This window comes from Rhodovarius crocodyli (genome assembly GCF_004005855.1).
Taxonomy (GTDB): Bacteria; Pseudomonadota; Alphaproteobacteria; order Acetobacterales; family Acetobacteraceae; genus Rhodovarius; species Rhodovarius crocodyli.
This window is the reverse complement of record NZ_SACL01000005.1, coordinates 229,864-248,496: the sequence shown is the minus strand read 5'-3', so window position 1 is coordinate 248,496 and position 18,633 is coordinate 229,864. Positions and strand designations below refer to the sequence as shown.

Annotated in this window: 17 protein-coding genes, 2 tRNA genes and 1 pseudogene; 7 read left to right on the top strand and 13 right to left on the bottom strand. The window is 68.5% G+C overall.

Annotated elements, in window-relative coordinates; genetic code table 11:
* Positions 1-51: 51 nt before the first annotated feature.
* Positions 52-708, bottom strand: a complete 657-nt coding sequence (locus tag EOD42_RS16035; protein WP_127788562.1) for a protein-L-isoaspartate O-methyltransferase family protein — start codon at positions 706-708, stop codon at positions 52-54.
* Positions 709-801: 93 nt separating this feature from the next.
* Here EOD42_RS16035 and EOD42_RS16030 point away from each other — a divergent pair.
* Positions 802-875, top strand: a tRNA-Cys gene (locus EOD42_RS16030).
* Between the two features lie 23 nt (positions 876-898).
* Here the strand turns inward: EOD42_RS16030 and EOD42_RS16025 are convergent.
* A complete protein-coding gene (locus tag EOD42_RS16025; RefSeq protein ID WP_127788561.1) occupies positions 899-1,477 on the bottom strand; it encodes a hypothetical protein in 579 nt (192 codons plus the stop codon).
* A gap of 129 nt (positions 1,478-1,606) precedes the next feature.
* Here EOD42_RS16025 and EOD42_RS16020 point away from each other — a divergent pair.
* The 3 genes from EOD42_RS16020 (at position 1,607) to EOD42_RS16010 (ending at position 5,449) form a co-directional block, all read left to right on the top strand.
* Positions 1,607-1,681 (top strand) — tRNA-Asn (locus tag EOD42_RS16020).
* 368 nt (positions 1,682-2,049) lie between these two features.
* On the top strand, positions 2,050-4,311 hold the full coding sequence (locus tag EOD42_RS16015) for a DUF4214 domain-containing protein (RefSeq protein ID WP_127788560.1): 2,262 nt from the start codon (positions 2,050-2,052) through the stop codon (positions 4,309-4,311).
* 154 nt (positions 4,312-4,465) lie between these two features.
* Positions 4,466-5,449: a Bug family tripartite tricarboxylate transporter substrate binding protein gene (locus EOD42_RS16010; protein ID WP_127788559.1), complete on the top strand. Its 984-nt coding sequence runs from the start codon at positions 4,466-4,468 to the stop codon at positions 5,447-5,449.
* A gap of 31 nt (positions 5,450-5,480) precedes the next feature.
* On the opposite strand, the gene EOD42_RS26010 is transcribed toward EOD42_RS16010, so the two are convergent.
* Positions 5,481-5,651 (bottom strand): hypothetical protein, encoded by a 171-nt coding sequence (locus EOD42_RS26010; protein ID WP_164867971.1) that lies wholly within the window; start codon positions 5,649-5,651, stop codon positions 5,481-5,483.
* A gap of 113 nt (positions 5,652-5,764) precedes the next feature.
* Between EOD42_RS26010 and EOD42_RS16005 the strand changes: the two genes are divergently transcribed.
* The gene (locus EOD42_RS16005; protein ID WP_127788558.1) at positions 5,765-6,766 is read left to right on the top strand and encodes a transglutaminase family protein; all 1,002 of its coding nucleotides are present in this window, start codon (positions 5,765-5,767) and stop codon (positions 6,764-6,766) included.
* A 536-nt stretch (positions 6,767-7,302) separates the two neighbouring features.
* On the opposite strand, the pseudogene EOD42_RS26370 reads toward EOD42_RS16005, so the two are convergent.
* A pseudogene (locus EOD42_RS26370) lies at positions 7,303-8,253 on the bottom strand (AI-2E family transporter); the annotation flags it as partial.
* Between the two features lie 146 nt (positions 8,254-8,399).
* Here EOD42_RS26370 and EOD42_RS15995 point away from each other — a divergent pair.
* Positions 8,400-9,263, top strand: coding sequence for a YihY/virulence factor BrkB family protein (locus tag EOD42_RS15995; protein WP_164867969.1), 864 nt, complete (start codon positions 8,400-8,402; stop codon positions 9,261-9,263).
* Between the two features lie 19 nt (positions 9,264-9,282).
* Here EOD42_RS15995 and EOD42_RS15990 read toward each other — a convergent pair whose 3' ends face one another.
* From EOD42_RS15990 to EOD42_RS15950, 9 genes are all read right to left on the bottom strand, one after another.
* On the bottom strand, positions 9,283-9,642 hold the full coding sequence (locus EOD42_RS15990) for an H-NS histone family protein (RefSeq protein WP_127788555.1): 360 nt from the start codon (positions 9,640-9,642) through the stop codon (positions 9,283-9,285).
* A 102-nt stretch (positions 9,643-9,744) separates the two neighbouring features.
* Positions 9,745-10,944, bottom strand: coding sequence for a CaiB/BaiF CoA transferase family protein (locus EOD42_RS15985; RefSeq protein ID WP_127788554.1), 1,200 nt, complete (start codon positions 10,942-10,944; stop codon positions 9,745-9,747).
* On the bottom strand, positions 10,941-11,894 hold the full coding sequence (locus tag EOD42_RS15980) for a Bug family tripartite tricarboxylate transporter substrate binding protein (RefSeq protein ID WP_164867968.1): 954 nt from the start codon (positions 11,892-11,894) through the stop codon (positions 10,941-10,943). The genes EOD42_RS15985 and EOD42_RS15980 overlap by 4 nt, the downstream gene beginning before the upstream one ends.
* Positions 11,895-11,953: 59 nt before the next feature.
* Positions 11,954-12,178, bottom strand: coding sequence for a ribbon-helix-helix domain-containing protein (locus tag EOD42_RS15975; RefSeq protein ID WP_127788552.1), 225 nt, complete (start codon positions 12,176-12,178; stop codon positions 11,954-11,956).
* The gene (locus tag EOD42_RS15970) at positions 12,178-13,566 is read right to left on the bottom strand and encodes a class II fumarate hydratase (protein WP_127788551.1); all 1,389 of its coding nucleotides are present in this window, start codon (positions 13,564-13,566) and stop codon (positions 12,178-12,180) included. The genes EOD42_RS15975 and EOD42_RS15970 overlap by 1 nt, the downstream gene beginning before the upstream one ends.
* Positions 13,544-14,479, bottom strand: a complete 936-nt coding sequence (locus EOD42_RS15965) for a polysaccharide deacetylase family protein (protein ID WP_127788550.1) — start codon at positions 14,477-14,479, stop codon at positions 13,544-13,546. The genes EOD42_RS15970 and EOD42_RS15965 overlap by 23 nt, the downstream gene beginning before the upstream one ends.
* Entirely contained in the window at positions 14,479-15,012 is a 534-nt protein-coding gene (locus EOD42_RS15960; protein WP_127788549.1) for a C40 family peptidase, read from the bottom strand. The genes EOD42_RS15965 and EOD42_RS15960 overlap by 1 nt, the downstream gene beginning before the upstream one ends.
* On the bottom strand, positions 14,990-16,036 hold the full coding sequence (locus tag EOD42_RS15955; RefSeq protein ID WP_127788548.1) for a zinc-binding metallopeptidase family protein: 1,047 nt from the start codon (positions 16,034-16,036) through the stop codon (positions 14,990-14,992). The genes EOD42_RS15960 and EOD42_RS15955 overlap by 23 nt, the downstream gene beginning before the upstream one ends.
* A gap of 55 nt (positions 16,037-16,091) precedes the next feature.
* Positions 16,092-17,849: a flavin-containing monooxygenase gene (locus EOD42_RS15950; protein ID WP_127788547.1), complete on the bottom strand. Its 1,758-nt coding sequence runs from the start codon at positions 17,847-17,849 to the stop codon at positions 16,092-16,094.
* 109 nt (positions 17,850-17,958) lie between these two features.
* On the opposite strand from EOD42_RS15950, the gene EOD42_RS15945 reads away from it, so the two are divergent.
* Positions 17,959-18,591, top strand: a complete 633-nt coding sequence (locus tag EOD42_RS15945) for a TetR/AcrR family transcriptional regulator (protein ID WP_240655182.1) — start codon at positions 17,959-17,961, stop codon at positions 18,589-18,591.
* Positions 18,592-18,633: the final 42 nt, after the last annotated feature.

The following is an 18,633-nucleotide window of genomic DNA, read 5'->3' as shown; positions in this document are numbered from 1 at the left end:
CGTTGGGTGACCGTCACAAAGCCTGCGTAAAATGCGACCGATCGGTATCAATTACAAGGCAAAGGCCGGCTCTTTCTTCAGGCCGGGCAGGGCGGGCGCATGGGCGTCGAACAGGCGCTGCACATGGAAGCCGGCGCCGGACTTGGTGCCCAGCACGGCGCGCGGCGCGCGGCCCGGCTCGCTCAGCACCGTCACCAGCGACCCGCCATCGGCCAGCTGGGCGATCAGCGAGGCCGGGATCTCGGGCACGGCGCCGTCGATCAGGATCATGTCATAGGGCGCGCCGGCGGCGTTGCCCTCGGTCAGCTCGGCCTGGACCACGCTGGGTTGGGCGCCCGGAATGGCGGCGGCCAGCAGCGGGCGGGCGGCGGCGACCAGATCGGCGTCCGATTCGACCGCCGTGACCACCAGGCCCATTTCCGCCAGGATCGCGGCCGAATAACCCGAGCCCGCGCCGACGATCAGCGCCTTGCGGCCCAGCCGGGGCTTCGCGGCCTGGATCAGCCGGGCCAGCACCATGGGAGAGGTCAGGGCGCGGCCGGGCCCGATCGGGGCGACGTCATCGGCATAGGCCCGGGCCCGCAGGGCGGCGGGCACGAAGCCTTCCCGCCCGATGCGGCCGAAGGCGGCCAGCAGCGAAGGCTCCGTCACCTTGTTCGGGCGAAGCTGCCCATCCACCATATGCTTGCGTGCTTCCGCGTAATCCATGCCGGCCCGCCTTCAGAATTGCTGCTTCGCGTTATAGTCCCGCCAGGGGGCGCTTGACCATGGGCGCCTCCCGAAGGATACAGGCGCCCGTGAGGTCCGATGGCCGAGTGGCTAGGCACGGGACTGCAAATCCCCCAACGCCGGTTCGATTCCGGCTCGGACCTCCAATTTCCCCTCCCGCTTCTGTTCTCTAGGACGCTGTGCCGGCCGTCGGCTGGCTTGCGGTGATGGCGCTGATGCAGGCGGCGGGCGCGCGGTCGGTTCCCTCGATGCTGAAGCGCCAGCGCGTGCCGTCGGGCGTCCGCGGCTCCACCTGCCAGCCGGTCACCATCCGGGCCTGAGGTTCGGACCAGGCCTCTGACCAGCTGCCCGGCCCCTCGACCGCGCGCATCACCTGCTCGACCGAAAGGCACAGCCCCGTGGTGGTCATCAGCAGCCGCAGCGTCGTCCGCTCGGGGGTTACGGTCAGCAGGGCCTGCATCGGCAGATCCGGATATCGCAGCCAGCGTGTGCCGGGGCGGGCGGAAAGCATGGGTTGCCCGTTGGGCGTCAGCGCCTCGACCCAGCGCAGGCCCAGCAGCCGCTCGGAGCGGGCACGGTCGCTCAGCCCGCCGGGCCTTGCTGCCTCGATCAGGCGCCGCATCAGGTCGTCCGAGGCCGGCAGCGCATCGGGTTCGAGGGGAGGAAGGGGAACAGGGGCGGCCGTGCAGGCCGCCAATGCCAGGCAGATGAGAGCGGCCCGAGCCGCTCTCCCATGGCGTCGCTTCATGATGCCGTCCCCATCGATGCGGCCGGAACATAGCAGGCGATCCGCATCACATGCGCTTCACGAACGCTTTTCTGCCAAGGCGGGGTTTTCAGACCCGACAGGCACTGTTATACGGCCGCCCACGGCTGATCCGGCGTGGCGCAGCGGTAGCGCAGCGGACTGTTAATCCGTTGGTCGTTGGTTCGAATCCAACCGCCGGAGCCAGTTTTCCCAACATCACAGCATTCCTCCAGGAAGTCGTCCCTCAACCGGGATAACCGATCGGGCTGCGCATGGTCTCGATGATCGCCCGGCGCCGCTCCGTCTCGGCGCGGATGATCATGCGCCGGGTCCTAGCTCGTTGTTCTGCTCTGGCACAACCGAAGCGCCGTACCCTGAAGGCACGGCTTCTCCTTGAAATGAATGATGATGCGGGCCGGCCATTCACCATGAAATCGTCATGTCGATGATCGCAGTTGCCTTGTCGGAATCGTGTATGGAAAGGCACATTAAAAAAACTTATCGGTAATATTTGGGGTGCCGCCTCATTCGGTCGGCTTCCTCGAAATGCCTGCAAGCAGAATGGAGAGGTCATGGCCATCGCATACGCGCCCCCGCCCACCGGGAGCGGCCAGACCCTCGTGTTCGACGGCAGTGCGGAAACACTGCCCTTTTCCTATTACAGCGACGCGCTTTGGCGTTACTTCGCGACGGGCACCAATCCCGATACCGCCAATGGAATCGCCTGGAAGACCACGGCCAATGCCGTGGACCCCTGGCCCTTCGTCTACAGCGCCTATGACCTGACCGGCGGCTCCGGGAACGACGTCTTCACCACCCAGCTTTTCGGTCCGGGCAATGACCGGGTTGACGGCGGCGCCGGCGATGACAGGGTCAGCGGCACCTCCGGCGGCAATGACTATCTGGACGGCGGCACCGGCGCCGATACGCTGAACTGGACATGGAACACGGCGGTCGCGCTGTTCCTGAGCATGGCGGGCACCGTGTTCATGGTCGGCGGCACCACCTTCACCAATTTCGAGAGCCATCAGCTCACGCTCGGTACCGGCAACGACACACTGACCTTCGAGGGGGTGAGTGGTTCGGTCTCGGGCAGCTTCGCCACTGGCCTCGGCAACGACACCGTCATCGTGCGGGGCGTGACAGGCTCCGTCCGGGCCGCAATCTCCACCGGAGAGGGCGACGACACCCTCATCATCGACCACACCGCCATCGGCGTGACGAGCTTCAATGCCGGCAACGGCACCGACCGGCTGATCGCCGATCTCAGCCAGGCCAGCCGGGTGTTCATCAAGCAGGATCCGAGTTCCACGCCCAGCCTGCCCTTCAGCTCCGTCTGGCTCACCACGGCCGAGGGGCTGCAGATGGAACTCATCTACCGTTACCCGACCGGGCAGGACCGCCCGCTGCCCGAGATTATGCAACTGACCCTCAGCGCGGGTAACGACGATCTCGGGGACCTGCGTTCCTTCACCGGCCTGCAATCGGTCAACATCGATGCGGGCGCCGGTAACGATATTCTCGTCGGTGGCAGCGGCGATGATGTGATCAACGGCGGCGAAGGAACCGACAGCCTCTATATAAGCCCCCTGGCGGGCTATGCGATCAGGCTTGACCAGACGGGGCCGCAGCGGACGGCCGCGGGCAACGACACGCTGCTGAGCGTCGAGAACCTTTTTGCCTGGGGCGGGGGCGCGGCCTGGTTCATCGGCAATGCCGACAACAACATCCTGTCCGGTTCCAGCCTGGCGGATCGGCTGGAAGGCGGGGACGGCGACGACGACCTGCGCGGCGCCTCGGGCGATGACGTGCTGCTGGGCGGCGCGGGCAATGACAGCTTGAGCGGCGGCGACGGCAATGACCGCCTGTATGTCGGCAGCGGCATGGACACGGCGGCCGGCGGGGCCGGCAGCGACACGTTGTACCTGTCGGGCCCTCGCCGTGCCGGCACCAGCGCCTTCCAGACCGACGGCACCACCATCCAGGGCGGCGTCATCGTGCCTGCGCTGAAGGGCACGCTCAGCAATGCCACCGGCACCACCACATTCACCGGCATCGAGAGCTTCAGCTTCACCGACGGCAGGCTGGTGCTGGACCCCTCGGACCCCGCCATGCAGGTGGCGCGCCTGTTTCACGCGGCGCTGGGCCGCGCGCCGGACCCGATGAGCCTCAACCACTGGATCGCGCAGCGCCAGGCGGGGGTAAGCCTGGAAACCATCGGCGGGGCCTTCGTCAATTCCGAGGAGTTCCGCCTCCTCCACGGCAACCAGACCAACAGCGAGTTCGTCGCCTACCTCTACACCGATGTGCTGAGCCGCGCGCCCGACGTCTATGGCTTCAACAGCTGGCTCACTGCGCTGAACAGCGGGGCGCTTGGCCGGGGCTCAGTGCTTGCGGGCTTCACGGATAGCCCGGAGTACAAGAACCGCTTCGGCAATGAGATCGCGAGCAGCATCTGGGATCAGGATGAGCTGACGGCATCCATCGCGCGGCTGTACCAGGCTACGCTCGGCCGCCACCCGGAAGAATACGGTCTGGTCCATTGGCGCGGCCGTATGAGCGAGGGGCTCTCCTATGAGGAGATCGTGCCGGGCTTCCTGGACAGTGCCGAGTTCCAGACCGTTTACGGCGCGACGACCAACACCCAGTTCGTGTCCCTGCTGTACAACAACGTGCTGGGCCGCGCGCCTGATGCCGATGGCTATGCCCATTGGACCAGCCGGCTGGACCAGGGCCTCGAAAGCCGCGTCCAGGTAGTGATCGGCTTCGCGGAAAGCTATGAGTTCCGCGTCCACACCATGGGCTGGATCGAGGGCGGCATCGTGCTGGCATGACGCGCCCGGCTACATAACCGCTATGCCCAGAACACGCCTTCGCACGAAAGCATTGCCGCCCCGATAACCTCACCGTAACAATTGCCACGGGCGCGAACCGGAATACCGGCCCCGACCAAGCACACGGCCCAGAATTGACCGAAATGAGGTTGAGATGCGAAGCCGCCTGATTCTTGCCGCCGCAGCGGCGCTCTGCATGGCGGCGCCCGCCGTGCGGGCCCAGCAGACGAATCTGCCCAATCGCCCGGTTCTGCTGATGGGCGGATTTCCCGCCGGCACCCAGGGCGACATCTACTGGCGCCTGATCCAGGAGCCGCTGTCGCGCGCGCTGGGCGTGCCGGTGGCGGTGGAGGCCCGCACCGGCGCCTCGGGCAATATCGCCATGGAGGCCACCGCCCGTTCCGCGCCGGACGGCACCACCGTGCTCGCGGCCACCTCGGCCATGCTGGCCATCAACCGCGCCGTCATGCCCAGCATGCCGATCGACACCCAGACCGAGCTTGCCCCGGTAATGACGCTGTTCGAGGTGCCGAACGTGCTGGTCACCAGCACCGAGCGCCGCCCGGCCTACACCGATTGCCAGGCGCTGATCTCGATCGCGCGGGCGCGCCCCGGGCAGCTCAACTACGCCAGCAGCGGGATCGGCGCCTCGACCCACCTGGCGGCCGCGCAGTTCGCCTCGGCGGCCGGCCTGCAGATGGTGCATGTGCCGTATCGCGGCGGGCCCTTCGCCATGACGGCGCTGTATCAGGGCGATGCGGACCTGTTCTTCTATCAGTCCGGGCCGGTGCTGGATGACTGGCGCCAGGGCAAGGTGCGGCTGCTCGGCATCACCTCGGCGCAGCGCGTGCCGACCCTGCCTGAGATTCCGACCATCGCGGAGGCCTGCAACATGCCGGGCTTCGTCAGCACGACCTGGTATGGGGTTGTGGTGTCCGCCCGCACCCCGCCCGCCGTCATCGACCGGCTGTACCGGGAGATCCGGGCCGTGACCGACACCCCGGAGATGCGTGCCCGTATCGAGGGCATGGGCTTCACCATGATGCTCGGCGGCCCCGAGGACATGCGGGCGCGTCTGGCCGCGGACATCCCGCACTGGGCCCAGGTGGTCGAGCGTTCCGGCGCGCGCGCGCAATAGGCGCGAAAAAAAAGGGAGGGCTTGCCCTCCCTCAGCGCGGCAGTTCGCCGCCTTCCACCATGGCGGTGAACCAGCCGCCCGTCTCGCTGCGGTAGATCACCCAGCAGGGCTCGTCCTTGTGCTCGGGCATCAGCGCGAAGCGGGCCATCGCCTGGCCGGCGGGGGTGCGGACCGGAACGGGGACGGGCAGGATCGCGAACATTTCAGGTTTCCTTATTGGCTTCCGGGAATGGAAACGCCATCTGCGGCGCTAGGTTGCGATCCAACCGGCCTCAGGGCCGAACGTTCCGCACCTGACGCCAACAGGAGCCGACAATGGCCCATCTCACGGTCATGCATCGCACGGCCTATGCCTATAACCGGCCGGTCGGCCTCTCGCCGCACCGGCTGATGGTGCGGCCGCAGGACAGCCACGACCTGCGCCTGCATGCCGCCACCCTGACCGTGGAGCCGCCGCCCGCCGTCACCCGCTGGGCGCATGACGTGTTCGGCAATTCGCTCTGCCTGCTGGAATGGGACCCCTCGGTGCTGACGGAACGGCTCGTCATCACCTCAGAGCTGGAACTGACGCATTATCCGGCGGGCCCGGAGCTGCCCGCGGCCACGCTCGATCCCGCCGCCGAGCACTTCCCATTCTCCTACGCGATGGAGGAGGTGCCCGACCTCGCGCGCAAGGCCGAGCGCCAGACGCCCGACCCTGGTCGCGTGGTGGATGGCTGGGCGCGCCGCTTCATCCAGGGTGCCGAGAACACCGGCACGCTCGCGATGCTGGAGGCGATGACCCGCGCCATCCAGGCCGAATTCACCTATGCCGCCCGGGCCGAGGAAGGCACCCAATGCCCGGCCGACACCATCGCGCTGGGCACCGGCACCTGCCGGGACTTCGCGCTGTTGATGATGGAGGCCGCGCGCTGCCTCGGCCTGGCTGCGAAATTCGTCACGGGCTACCTCTATGACGGCGCCTCGACAGGGGTGGTGGGCGGCGGTGCCACCCATGCCTGGTGCGCCATCTACCTGCCCGGCGCCGGCTGGCTGGAATTCGACCCCACCAACGGGCTGATCGCGGGCGACAACCTGATCCGCGTGGGCAGCACCCGCATGCCCGAGCAGGCCAGCCCGATCTCCGGCGGCTATATCGGCAAGGCGGAGGATTTCTCCGGGCTTTCGGTGGACGTCACGGTCACGGTGCTGGACGGGATCGCCGCCTCGATGCCCGCCATCAGCGAGGAGATGGACGACACGGCAACCGGCCCGTCCACCTCTCCCGACAGCCCGGACGCGACCAGCGCCTGCTCGGCATCGGGCGTCGCGGCATAGACCACGAGGCGGTACGACAGGCCGCGCGCCTGCGCCATCGCGCGTGACAGGCGGTGGGTGGTCGCGTGGCTGGCCACGACCAGGATGGTGGCGTCGGCGCGCGGGCAGGCCGCGGGGTCGTCCGTGACCGGATAGCCGGCCTCGGTCAGCGCGAGTGCCACACCCGCCGCCGCCGCGCGGTCCAGCGCGCCGCCGGCCGGCAGCACCAGCAGCACCGGCGGCAGGCCCGTATCCTCGCTCGCCTCATCCAGCACGCGCAGCAGCGTGCGCGCGGCGGTGGTGGCCAGCGCGGGGGTGAAGCCTTCCTGTCCGCGCTCCGCCGCGATGCGGGCGATGGCGGGCATGACCAGGGTCTCGATCCCCTCATGCGCGCCGCCCACGGCCAGGATGCGCCCGGCGGCGCGCGCGTCGCCCGCCAGCAGCCGCTGATAGAAGCGCGTCTCGGTGGTCAGCGGCTCTCCCGCGCCCAGCATCACGTCCAGGAAGCCCAGCCCGGGCACATGCCGCCCGAGGATGACGAGGCCGGCCGTCAGCGCCGGGGCCAGCACCAGGCCCAGAGGCCCCCACAGCAGGCCCCAGAAGGCCAGCGACACCACATGGGCCAGCGGCGCGATGCCGATGCTGGCGCGATAGACCATGGGTTCCAGCCCATAGGCCGTGATCATGGCCACGATGGCGAACAGCGCGCCGGTGGCGACCGCGCTGCCCCAGCCCGGGTCGATGGCCAGCGACAGCATCAGCGGGAACAGCACCGCGAGCGGCGTGCCGATGAAGGGCACGAAGCGCAGCCCGAAGGCCAGCGCGCCCCACAAGGGCGCATTGGGCAGGCCGATGAGCCACAGCCCGGTGCCGATGACCACGCCATAGGCGCCGTTCACCGCCACCTGGGCCAGCAGATACCGCCCGAGCCGGCTGGTCGCATCGCCCATGGCGCGCGTGGTGCGGTGCATGTCCTGCAGCCCGGCTAGGCGCAGCACCCGGTCGCGCGCGTCCTCACGCTGCGCCAGCAGGAAACCCATCAGCAGCAGCGTGATGAACAGGGTGGCGACCGGCGCCAGCACCATCTGGGCCGCCGTCATCACCGTATGGAACGGTGCCTCGGGCGCCGAGGCCAGGCGCACCACCGGCTGGTTCGCCGCGGCCGGTGTATCCAGCACCGCCCCCAGGCGCCCCAGCATGCGGAACAGCCGGTCGAAGGCGCCCGTCTCGCTGCTCAACAGCGAGAGTTTCTCCCGCAGCACCGTTTCATAGCGCGGCAGTTCCGCCGCCAGCGCCACCACCTGGGTGGCGATCAGCCCGGCCAGCCCCAGGATGATGCCCAGCAACCCCAGCAGCACGGCGGAGACGGACAGCCAGCGCGGCACGCCCTTCGATTCCAGCCATTCCGCGAAGGGCAGCGCGGCAACCGTCAGCAGCAGCGCCAGCGCCAGCGGCGCCAGGATGCTGCGCCCCCAGTACAGCACCAGCACCGCGGCCAGCAGCAGCATGGCACGCACCGGCCAGGGCTCCCGCTGCTGGAAGGTGTAAGTCGGACCGAAGGGGGCCATGGGCGATCCTCTGCGAAGCGATGGATCAACGCGCGAGGTGCCGGGGGCGTTACAATGCCAAGAAGTACCGAGAGAAAGAGAAGGTGATGGCAGAAGATACCGCAACCGCGGCACCCGAACCCGCGCCCGTGGCCGTCTGGCTGCAGGCATGGAACGTGGCGACCTCGGACCAGATTTCCCTGGTGGCGGCGGGCTGTGCCTTCTACGCGATGCTGGCGATCTTTCCGGCCTTGTCGCTCGCCATCTCCATCTACGGCATCGGGTTCGACCTCAATACCATCGAGCCCCAGCTGGCCGTGCTGCAGCGGCTGTTGCCCGAATCGAGCTTCCAGCTGATTGCCGGGCGCGTGCGCGAGCTGGTGCTGACCCCGCGTGAGGATCTGAAGCTGAGCGCCGTCATCGGCGGCGCGATCGCGCTGTGGTCGGCCTCGGCCGGGGTGCGGGCGCTGCTGGGCGCGCTGAACATGGCCCATGGCCAGACCGAGGGGCGCGGCGTGCTCGCCTTCTACCTGACGGCCTTCATGCTGACGCTGGGGGCGGTGCTGGCGGTGGTGGTGGGGCTGGGCTTGCTGGTGGCGCTGCCGACGGGCCTGCACATGATCGGGCTGACCATCGGCGAATCGCTGCTGCTGCGCCTCAGCTCCCTGTCGCTGCTGCTGGTGGCGGTGCTGATCGCGATCTCGATGCTCTACCGCTTCGGCCCCAACCGGCCGCCGCGCTATTGGCGGGTGTTCTCGGCGGGGGCGGTCTCGGCCACGCTGCTGTGGCTCGTGGCCTCGGCCGCCTTCTCCTTCTACGTCACGTATTTCGCCAATTACAGCGCCATGTACGGCGCGCTGGGCGCGGTCGTGGCGCTGATGACCTGGATGTATGTCAGCGTCTACGTGATTCTGCTGGGGGCGGAGCTGAATGCCGCCATCGAGCGCTACCGGCGCCGCGCCCGGGCCTGAGGGGCGCCCTGAGGGGCGCTCAGCCCTCCGGGCCCACCGCGAATTCAGAGCGGTGGCGGCCCTCGGCCTCCAGTGCCTTCAGCCAGCGCGGCGGCTGCCCGCGGCCCGACCAGGGCGTGCCGTCGGGCGAGCGGTATTTCGGCGCCTGCTGCTTGCCGGCGTCGCTGCGCTTCTTGCGGCCGGGGGTGGCCTCGCCGAACAGGTCCTGCGGCATTTCCTCGGCGGTGAAGCCCAGCAGGGCGGCGCGTTCCTGGAACTCGCGGATCAGCGCTTCCTTGGCCTCGTGCAGCTTCTGCGTCCGCAGCTCCGAAGCGCGGGCGATCACACGCGTCAGTTCCTCGGCGCTGAGTTCGTCCAGTTCTTCGATCTGAAAGGGCATGGGCCGGTCCTGCAAGGGAATAGAACGACATGTATGGGCCTTCCGCGCGCAAACCGGAAGGCCGTGACTGTCACATGACTTGGCGGGCGCCCCGGCCGGGCCTCACGGCATTGCGCCGCTGGCCTTCAGCCGGGCGCAATTCTCGGCGCCCAGTATCGCCTCGTTGTGTTCGCCCAGCCTGGGGGCGGGGCGCGCCAGGATGGTGGGCGTGGCGGACAGGCGCGGCACATGGCCGACCATGGGCAGCCTGCCGCCCGGCATCTCCTCGTCCGGCACCTCGATCAGCGCCTCGCGCTCGGTCACGTAGCGGTCCTGCTCCAGCCGGCCCGCATCCATGATGGGGCCGATGGTGACCCCGGTGCGGTCGAAATGCTCCAGGTTCTCGGCCAGTGTCCGGCTGGCCACGAACTCCGCCACGATGGCGTCCAGCGCGTCGATGTTCTTCAGCCGGGCGGGGTTGTTCACGAAGCGCGGGTCCGTGATCAGCTCCTCCCGCCCGATCGAGCGCAGCAGCTTTTCCGTCATGCCCTGGGTGGAGGCCGAGAGGCACACCCAGCCGTCGTCGCTGGTGCGATAGGCGTTGCGGGGTGCTGTGTTCGTGCTGCGGCTGCCGGTGCGCGGCTTCAGCTTGCCCGAGATGCGGTAGTTGGCCATCTGCGGTTCCAGCACCGAGAAGATCGGCTCGAACAGCGACAGGTCGATCACCTGGCCCTGGCCCGTCATCTCCGCATGGCGCAGCGCGATCATGGCCGACCCCGCGCCATACAGCCCGGCATAGGCATCGCCCATGAACATGGGCGGCAGCACCGGCTCCCGGTCCGCGAAGCCGTTGATGGCGGCGAAGCCCGAATAGCCCTCGACCAGCGTGCCGAAGCCCGGCTTATGGGCGTAGGGGCCGGTCTGGCCCCAGCCGGAGATCCGCACGATCACGAGCTTCGGGTTGATGGCCAGCAGGGTCTCGGGCGACAGGCCCATCGCCTCCAGCACGCCGGCGCGGAAGCTTTCGACGAACATGCTGGCGGTCGCGACCAGTTCCTTCAGCGCCGCGATCGCCTCCGCATGGCGCAGGTTCAGCGTGACGGAGAACTTGTTGCGGCAGATGGTCTTCCAGCTGGTCTCGATGCCGCCCACGCGCCAGGCGCGCAGCGTGTCGCCCTCGGGCGGCTCGATCTTGATGACCTCCGCGCCGTGGTCGGCCAGAACCTTGGTCAGCATGTTGCCGGCGACCAGGCGGGAGAGATCGACCACGCGCACGCCATCCAGCGCGCCGCGGGCCGTGGGGTCGAATTGGTGCTGTTTCATTCTGCCCTGATGTTGGCGCGGGATGCGACGTCGCGGAAGCGGGCGATCTCGGTGCCGAGTTCGCGCTGATACGCATCGGCACCGGAGAAGGCGGGGCGTGCCCCCTCGGCGGCATAGATGCGGGCGACGTCGGGTTCGGTCAGCGCGTCGCGGATCGCCTCCTGCAGGGCGGCGGACACCGCGGGCGGCAGGCCGCGCGGGGCCAGCAGCCCCCACCAGATGCTGGCGGTGAAGTCGATGCCGGTGGCGGCCTTCACGGTCGGAACCTCGGGGCCGCCGGGCAGCCCGCCCTCATCCGTGTAGGCCAGGCTGCGTACCCGGTTCTCCCGCACGGCCGCTGATGCGGAGGCGATGGTGGTGATCAGCATCTGGATATGGCCGGCCAGCAGGTCGGTCACGGCGGGGGGCATGCCGCGATAGGGCACATGGTTCACCCTGACGCCGGCGGCCAGCGCGAACTGCTCCGTCACGAAGTGGTTGATGCCGCCGGGCCCGGAACTGCCGTAATCCACGCGGCCGGGATTGGCCTTCAGATAGGCGACCAGCGCGCCGATGTCGCGCGGCGGGAAATCCGGGTTGGTCAGCACGATGAAGGGCGCGCGCGCCAGCAGCGCCACCGTCTCGAAGCTGCGCTCAGCGTCATAGGGCGTGCGCTGCACGACGGCGGAGGCCGCGAAGGAGGAGGAGGTGATCATCAGCGTCGTGCCGTCCGGTGCCGAGCCTGCCACCTGGCCCGCGCCGATGGACCCGCCGGCGCCGGCGCGGTTTTCGACCACCACCGGCTGGCCCAGGCGGGATTGCAGCTTCTCGGCAAGCGGGCGCGCGATCACGTCATTGGACCCGCCGGGCGGAAACGGCACGACGAGCCGCACGGGGCGGGTGAACTGCGCCTGGGCGGTGGCGACGGCGGGTGTTGCGAGCAACCCGCCCAGCAGGGCACGACGATTCATGGGTACTTCCTCCGTTGCCCCATCATGGCGTGGGTGGGCGGGGAAAGCGAGCCGTGGGCTCAGCGCGCGATGCGCCCCGCCCATTCCAGGGCGAATACCCGCAGATGGCTCGCCAGCGGCTGATCCGGGTTTTCCCGCCCCGCATCCTGGGCCGCGACCAGCCCGGCCAGGGTCTGGCCCCCGGCCGCGGCGGCCTGTTCCAACGCGGCCCAGAAGGCCGGTTCCAGCGCCACCGAAGTGCGGTGACCGTTCAGGGAGAGGCTGCGCTTCTCCAGGTGGCGCATCAGCCGGTGGGGCCCAGCATCTGGTCGGGCCGCACCCAGGCGTCGAACTCCTCGGCCGAGAGGAAGCCCAGCCGCATCGCCGCATCCTTCAGCGTCAGCCCCTCGGCCAGGGCCAGCTTGCCGATCTTCACCGCGCGGTCGTAGCCGATATGCGGGTTCAGCGCGGTCACCAGCATCAGCGACTTGCCGAGGTTCTCGGCGATGCGGGGCAGGTTGGGCACCAGCTTGGCGACCATGTGCTCGGCGAAGCTCTCCATCGCATCGGCCAGCAGCGTGATGGACTGCAGCGTGGCCTGGATGATCACGGGCTTGAACACGTTGAGTTCCAGATGGCCCTGCGCACCCGCCACCGTGATGGTGGTGTTGTTACCCATCACCTGGGCGCACACCATGGTCAGGGCCTCGGCCTGGGTGGGGTTGGTCTTGCCCGGCATGATGCTGCTGGAAAGCCCGTCGGCCGGGATCACCAGCTCCGCGATGCCCGAACTCGGCCCGCTGCCCAGCAGCCGGATGTCGTTGCCCAGCTTGTTCAGTGAGACGGCCAGCACGTTCAGCACGCCCGACAGCTCGACGAACACGTCATGGGCGGACATGCCCTCGCCGGGCAGGTCATTGGCCTTGAAGGGCAGCTTCAGCCGGTTGGCGAGTTCCGCCGCGAAGCCGGGCGCGAATTGCGGGTGGGTGTTGAGGCCGGTGCCGGCCGCCGTGCCGCCCTGGGGCAGCACCAGCAGGCGCGGCAGCACCCCGTTCACCCGTGCCTCGGCCTGCTTCACCTGGCGGGCCCAGACGGCGAACTCCATGCCCAGGCTGACCGGCACGGCATCCATCATGTGGGTGCGGCCGAGCTTCACGATCGGCGCCCATTCCTGCGCACGAGCGTCCAGCGCCGCATGGAGCGTGGCCAGCGCCGGCAGCAGGCGCGCCGTCACCGCCTCGGCCGCCGCGATGTGCATCACGGCCGGAAAGCTGTCGTTGGAGGACTGGCCCCGGTTCACATGATCGTTGGGATGCACCGGGGAGCGGGTGCCGAGCGGCTGGCCCAGCAGCTCATTCGCGCGGTTCGAGATGACCTCGTTCGCGTTCATGTTGGTCTGGGTGCCGCTGCCGGTCTGCCAGACGGGCAGGGGGAAATCGGCGTCGCGCTCGCCGCGGATGATCTCCTCGGCCGCCTGGGCGATGGCGCCCGCGATGTCGCCCGGCAGCAGCCCCAGCGCGGCATTGGCCCGCGCGGAGGCCCATTTCTGCAGGCCCACGGCCCGGATCAGCACCGGCGGGAAACGCTCCGACCCGATGCGGAACAGCCGGCGCGCCCGCTCTGTCTGCGGGCCCCAGTAGCGGCCGTCCTCGATCTCGATGGTGCCGAGGCTATCGGTTTCCGTTCGCGACATGGGGCGGGTGCACCTTCATCCAGTGGCGCGCGATCTCCTCGCGCGTGGCGACCCATACATCGGGGCAGGACGCCACGTGATCAAGAAACCGCGCGAGGGCCATGGCGCGGCCCGGCCTGCCGACGATGCGCGCATGCAGGCCGATGGACAGCATCCGCCCGCCTTCCTGCCGCAGGATGGTGAGCGCGTCGGTCAGGTACTGCTCGAACCCGCCGGGGGCGGTGAAGCCCGGCGGCACGCCGAACTTCATGTCGTTGGCGTCCAGCGTGTAGGGGATGATCAGCCGGGGCTTGCCCGCGACATCGACGTAATAGGGCAGGTCGTCGTCATAGGCGTCGCAGTCGTAGAGGAAGCCGCCATGTTCCGCGACCAGGCGGCGCGTGTTGGGGCTGAAGCGGCCGGTGTACCAGCCGGTGGGCGCCTTTCCGGTCAGTGCCTTGATGGTGTCGTAGCAGCGGGCGATTTCCGCGCGTTCCACATCCTCGGGCACGTTGTGATAGTCGATCCAGCGCCAGGCATGGCTGGCCACCTCATGGCCCTGGTCGACGAAGGCGCGGGCGATCTCGGGGTTCAGCTCCAGCGCGCGGCCCACGCCATAGACGGTGAACGTCATGCCGCGCTGCTGGAACAGGCGCATCACGCGCCAGGCGCCGGCGCGGGCGCCGTAGTCGAACTGGCTTTCCATGCTGCGGTTACGTTCACCCAGCACGGGCGTGCCGCCGGGCACCTCGTTCAGATAGATCTCGCTGCCGGCATCGCCGTTCAGCACCGTGTTCTCCCCGCCCTCCTCGTAATTCAGCACGAAGGAGAGCGCGACCTTCGCCCCGTTGGGCCATTGCGGGTCGGGCGGGTTGGCGCCGTAGCCCTTGAAATCGCGCGGGTAGAAGGTCTTCGGGTCGGGGATCGTGGCCATCACTTGATCTTAGAGGGAAAGCTCCCGGCCTGAAGAGGGATAAGGCTGTCGCTCTTTTGCATGCCGATGTAGCGGCCGTAGGACAGGATGAGGGGCTTCCAGTAGCTGTTGCTGAACTTGACCTCTGCCACGCCGGTCGAGCTCTGAGAGCCGATCCAGTAATCGGAATTCAAAACGATCCCGACATGAGAGGCGGTTGATTTGTTTTTGGAGAAGAAAACAAGGTCGCCTGGCAGCGGGGTTTTTTCCGTTGTGAACTTTCCGCCGACCCGCAGCGCATCTGCTGTCACACGCTGAAGGGTATTGTCGCCGAAGGCCTTGTTGAACACATAAATGACGTATCCGGAGCAGTCAAAACCGGAGGTGTCGTTGCCACCATAGGTGTAGGGTGCCTTTGCTGCATCTTCATGTGCTTTCTTGGCGGCATTGATGACGATCTGTTGCGCATCGGAATTCTGGCTTTCCGAAGAACCCGACATTGCCAACGTCTCCCATCCATCGCTGCCGTTACTATAGGCTCGCCCTTTGCTCATGCACCAGTGATTGAATGAACCCCAGCTTGCCCACCACCACGGGCGACAGCACGAAGGGGTACAGGTCCGGCACGCCCATGCTGCGGTTCAGGCTGTTGACCGCGACGGTCAGCGGCACCCATGCGTCCATCAGCTCCGTGATGCTGGTGCCGGCATAGGCGTCGAAACCCACCTGGGTGGTCAGGTCGCCCTGCTTGTCGGCCCGCGGGTCGATGCCCAGGCGCAGGGATGACGCCATCTCCAGCGTGTCCACCATGTGCAGGTAATGCGCCCAGGTCTCGGCGAAATCCTCCCAGGGGTGGCAGGCGGCATAGGTGCTGACGTAGTGGTCCTGCCAGTCGGCGGGCGGGCCCTGCTCGTAATTGCGCTTCAGGGCCTCGGCGTAGTCGATGGTGTCGTCGCCGAAGACGGCGCGGCATTCCTCCAGCTTCCCGCCGTCCCGCACCAGCCGGTCCCAGAAGTAATGGCCCGATTCATGGCGGAAATGGCCCAGCAGCGTGCGATAGGGCTCGCCCATCGCGGTGCGGCGGCGGGCGCGCTCGGCATCGTCGGCCTCGGCCAGCGCGATGGTGATCAGCCCGTCGGCGTGGCTGGTCATGATCTTCTGTTCCGCATCATCGGCCAGGATATCGAAGGCGAGCCCGTTCGTGGGCGCCTCGGCGCGGCTCTGCATCGGCAGGTTGAGGCGCACGAAGCTGTAGAAGGCGCGGTGCTTCGCCACCTCGATCTTGCGCCACAGCGGCAGGTTGGCGGGGTTGGACAGGTCCGGGATGGTGCGGTTGTGGCGGCAGGCGATGCAGAAGCGTTCCGGACTGTCGGCCGGTACCAGCCAGTTGCAGCTGTCATGGGCGGCGTTGTCGCAGAAGCGCACCTGCCGGTCGGGGGCGGCCAGCGGCTTGTCGCCGTCCAGCGCCGTCAGTGTGTTCTGTTCGGGCAGGTAGCCGAGCACCGCGTCGCAGCGCACGCAGCGCGTGTTCTCGAAATGCAGGACCTGGCCGCAGTTCTGGCAGGCAAAGAGGCGCATGGCGGGGGCATCCGGGCGGGGTTCGCAGCCGGAACGCCCTGCCCGGGGGCGGGTTTCAGCCCGCCACCAAACCTTCCTGCCGCGCCTTGATCTGCATGGCCAGGATGCGGGAGTAGAAACGCGCCTGGGCCAGATTGCCGCCCATCAGCCACAGGCCCTGCTGCGCGGTGGGCTTCCACATGTTGCGCAGCTCTCCGGCCCAGGGTCCTGGATCCTTGGCGGTGCCGGAGCCGAGCCCCCAGACATGGCCGACCTTCTCCGCCACCTCGGGCGAGATCAGCTTCGCGATCCAGGTTTCCATCGGGTCGAAGCCGGTGGCATGGACCAGCAGGTCGGCCTCCAGCACCTCCCCGGTCGAGAGTTCGACGCCGTCCGGCAGCAGGCGCTTCACCGAAACCCCGCTGCGCAGGCCGATGTCGCCGCTGGCCACCAGCCCGCAGGCGCCGACATCGATGTAGTAGCCGGAGCCGCGGCGGAAATACTTCATGGAATGGCCGGTCTCGTCCTCGCCGAAATCCAGCAGGAAGCCGGCCTTTTCGAGCCCCGCGTAGAAATCCGCGTCATGCGCGCGGATCTGGTCGTAGATGCCCTTCTGGATCGCGGCCGAGAGGCGGAAGGGCCTCGAGGCCATCATGAAGTCGGCCTGTTCGGTGGTGATGCCGCTGTCCACCGCCGCCTGGGAGAACAGCTTGCCCACGCCGAACTGCATCAGCGATTCGATCTTCACCACGGTGGTGGAGGAACGCTGCAGCATCGTCACCTGCGCCCCGTGCTCCCACAGGTCCGCCGCGATGTCGTGGGCGGAGTTGTTGGAGCCCAGCACCACGCAGCGTTGCCCGGCGAATTCCGCGCCGCTGCGATAGGCGCTGGAATGCATCTGCCGGCCCCGGAACCCGGCCGAGCCCGGCAACTCGGGCATGGAGGGCGCGCCGGCCATGCCGGTGGCCAGCACCAGCTGGGTGGGGCGCAGCGTGACGGGCTTGCCCTCGCGCAGCACCTCCACCGTCCAGCCCTCGCCGTCATGGCGGGCGCTGCGGGCCTCGGTGCTGCCCCAGAAGCCGATTTCCATGATCGAGGCGTAGGATTCCAGCCAGTCGCCCATCTGGTCCTTCGGCAGGAAGACCGGGAAGTTCTCCGGGAAGGGCAGGTAGGGCATGTGGCAGGCCCAGATCGGGTCATGCAGGCACAGCGAGCGATAGCGGCTGCGCCAAGTGTCCCCGGGGCGGGGCAGCCTGTCGATGACGAGGTTGGACACGCCCAGCCGGTTCAGCCGGGCGGCCAGCGCCAGCCCACCCTGGCTGCCGCCGATGATGAGGCAATAGGGTTGCTCGGTGTCGCCGAGCGCGGCCTCGCGCGCCTGCTTCAGGTCCAGCCAGCTCTGCCGGCCGGGGTGGGCGCCGTGCTCCACCCCGCGCGGGCGGTGGCGGCCGGTGGCCTCCTCATGGCCCTTCAGTTCCTGCGCCGCGGTCAGGATCGTCCAGCCCAACCCGTCGGTCAGGCGCAGATGGCCGCGGCCGCGCGTCAGCGCCGTCTCGAAGCGGAACCAGGCCTCGGTCACGCCGGCATCGGTGCGGGCGCTGCCGGGTTCGAGCGTCAGCGTCACCGCGCCCGTCGCCGCCAGCCGGTCGCGCAGCATGGCGGCGATGGCGGGGGCGCCTTCGGCGGTCTCGATGGTCCAGGTGAAGGCCAGCATGTCGCGCCAGAAGCCGTCCGGGCGGAACAGGGCGGCCGCGCCCTCGGCGTCATGCGCCGCCAGCCGCGCGGACAGCGTGGCGAGCCATCGGCTGGCCTGTTCCTCGGCGTGCTGCGGCATGGGCTTCTCCCGGATCGTTTTCCGCCGGGATGATGCCGGGCACCCTGCGCCGGGGCAATTGAGGGGCATGGCGAAATTCGATAAAATTCCGATCAACCCGGAGGCGCCCGTGCCACAGCCGCATCGCCAGGCGCGCGGCCGCGCGCGGATGGAACAGATACTGGATGCCGCCGACGCGCTGATCCGCGCGCAGGACAGCACGGCCATCAGCCTGCAGCAGGTGGCGGAGGCCGCCGCCCTGCCCACGGCCTCGCTCTATCACTATTTCGCCACGCCCCAGGCCCTGCTGATGGGCCTGGCCCGGCGCTATGTCGCGGGGTTCGAGGCGCTGGCCCAGGCCCCGCTGCGCCACGACCGTCTGCGGCAATGGCCCGACATCTGCGCCATCCATGCCGAGAAATCCCTGCGCTTCTATCACGACAACCCGGTGGCCATGCGGCTGTTCCTGGGGCCCGAGAGCGGCTGGGACATCAGGGCCGCGGATCTGGAGGCGAACCGCCGCATCGGCGCCATCTACTGCCGCAAGCTGGTGCGGCATTTCGTCATCGCCGAAAGCCCGGCGCTGGAGGAAGCCATGGCCATTTCCGTCACCATCGCGGATGCGGTCTGGGCGCTCTCCTTCGCGCGCGCCGGCCGTGTCGAGCCCGCCATGGCCGAGGAATCGCTGCGTGCCCGCGTGGCCTATCTGCGCCTCTATGTCGGGGAGTTCGCGGAGAAACGCGCGAAGCCGCTGCCGGAATAGTGCTTGCCGGTCGCGCGGGCTTCGGCAAAACTCGAAGAAATT